Source organism: Burkholderia sp. BCC1972 (assembly GCF_905339605.1).
Lineage (GTDB): Bacteria > Pseudomonadota > Gammaproteobacteria > Burkholderiales > Burkholderiaceae > Burkholderia.
Window position 1 is genome coordinate 1 of sequence record NZ_CAJPGH010000062.1, and the last position, 1,749, is coordinate 1,749.

The window sequence follows — 1,749 nt, forward strand, 5'->3', positions numbered from 1 at the left end:
TGGCGACAGCCCCTCCTCGGCCATCACGCGCTCGACGTTCTCGACCACCACGATCGCATCGTCGACCAGCAGGCCGATCGCGAGCACGAGGCCGAACATCGACAGCGTGTTGATCGAGAAGCCCACCATCGACATGATCGCGAACGTACCGAGCAGCACGACCGGCACCGCGATCGTCGGGATGATCGTCGCCCGCAGGTTCTGCAGGAACAGATACATCACGAGGAACACGAGCACGATACCTTCGAGCAGCGTCTTGACCACTTCCTCGATCGACAGCTTCACGAACGGCGTCGTGTCGTACGGATACTTCACGACGAGGCCGTGCGGGAAGAACGGTGCCAGTTCGTCGATCTTCGCGCGCACGGCCTTCGCGGTGGCGAGGGCGTTCGCGTTGGTCGCGAGCTGGATACCGAGTGCCGCGGTCGGCTGACCGTTGTACTTCGTGTCGAAGTTGTAGTTTTCGCCGCCGAGGCCGATCTGCGCGACGTCCTTCAGGCGAACCTGCGAGCCGTCCTGGTTGACCTTCAGCAGGATGTTGCCGAACTGCTCGGGCGTCTGCAGCAGCGTCGATTCGGTGATCGTCGCCTGCAGCATCGTGCCCGGCTTCGCCGGCGTGCCGCCGAGCTGGCCGCCCGCGATCTGCACGTTCTGCGCGGTGATCGCCGAGCTGACGTCGACCGGCGTGAGGCCGTAGTTGGTCAGGCGGGTCGGGTCGAGCCAGATCCGCATCGCGTACTGCGAGCCGAACAGCGTGACGGTACCGACGCCGTTCAACCGGCTGATCGGATCCTTCACGTGCGACGCCACGAAGTTCGCGAGGTCGTACTTGTTCATGCTGCCGTCTTCGGAGTTGAAGGCGAGCACCAGCAGGAAGCTGCTGCTCGACTTCGTCACCGACAGGCCGAGCTGCTGCACGACCTGCGGCAGAACCGGCGTCGCGAGCGACAGCTTGTTCTGCACCTGAACCTGTGCGATGTCGGCGTTGGTGCCCGGCGCGAAGGTCAGCGTGATCGTCGCGTTGCCCGAGTCGTCACTCGTCGACGACATGTACAGGAAGTTGTCGAGACCGCTCATCTGCTGCTCGATCACCTGCGTCACCGTGTCTTCCACCGTCTTCGCGGAAGCGCCCGGGTAGTTCGCGGTGATCTGGATCGATGGCGGCGCGATCGTCGGATACTGCGAGATCGGCAGCGTGAAGATCGCCGCAACCCCGGCCAGCATCAGGATGATGGCGATCACCCACGCGAAGATCGGGCGATCGATAAAAAACTTTGCCATGAAGCAGGCTCCCTGTTATTGCGCGCTCGAAGCAGCGGCGGCACTCGCGGGCGCGACGCCCGATGCGGCGGCACCGGAAGCGGCAGCGGCGCCGGAACCGGCGGCAGCCGGCGCGGCGGAGGCAGCGGCAGCGGCGCCCGACGCGGCATCGGCCGCCGGTGCGAGCTGGGCGGGGACCGTCTTCACGGTCGCGCCCGGGCGCACCTTGTCGACGCCCTGGACGATCACGTGATCGCCCGCTTGCAGACCGCTTTCGACGATCCAGTTCGGGCCCTGCATGCCGGTCGTCTTCAGCGGACGCGGCTCGACCTTGTTGCTGGCGTTCACCACCATCGCGATCGCCTGCCCCTTCTGGTCATGCGTGACGCCGATCTGCGGCACCAGGAACGCGTTCTCGTTCACGCCTTCCTCGATCCGGGCGCGCACGAACATCCCCGGCAGCAGCACGCGGCCCGGGTTCGGGAACAC

The 1,749-nt window shown here is 65.7% G+C and carries 2 protein-coding genes; both read right to left on the reverse strand.

Going from position 1 to position 1,749, the window contains the following annotated elements:
• Window positions 1-1,281 (reverse strand): efflux RND transporter permease subunit (locus U5798_RS36775; protein ID WP_322084865.1); only part of this gene is annotated, 1,281 nt, incomplete at its 3' end.
• A 15-nt stretch (window positions 1,282-1,296) separates the two neighbouring features.
• On the reverse strand, window positions 1,297-1,749 hold a 453-nt coding region (locus U5798_RS36780; RefSeq protein WP_322084866.1), incomplete at its 5' end, for an HlyD family secretion protein.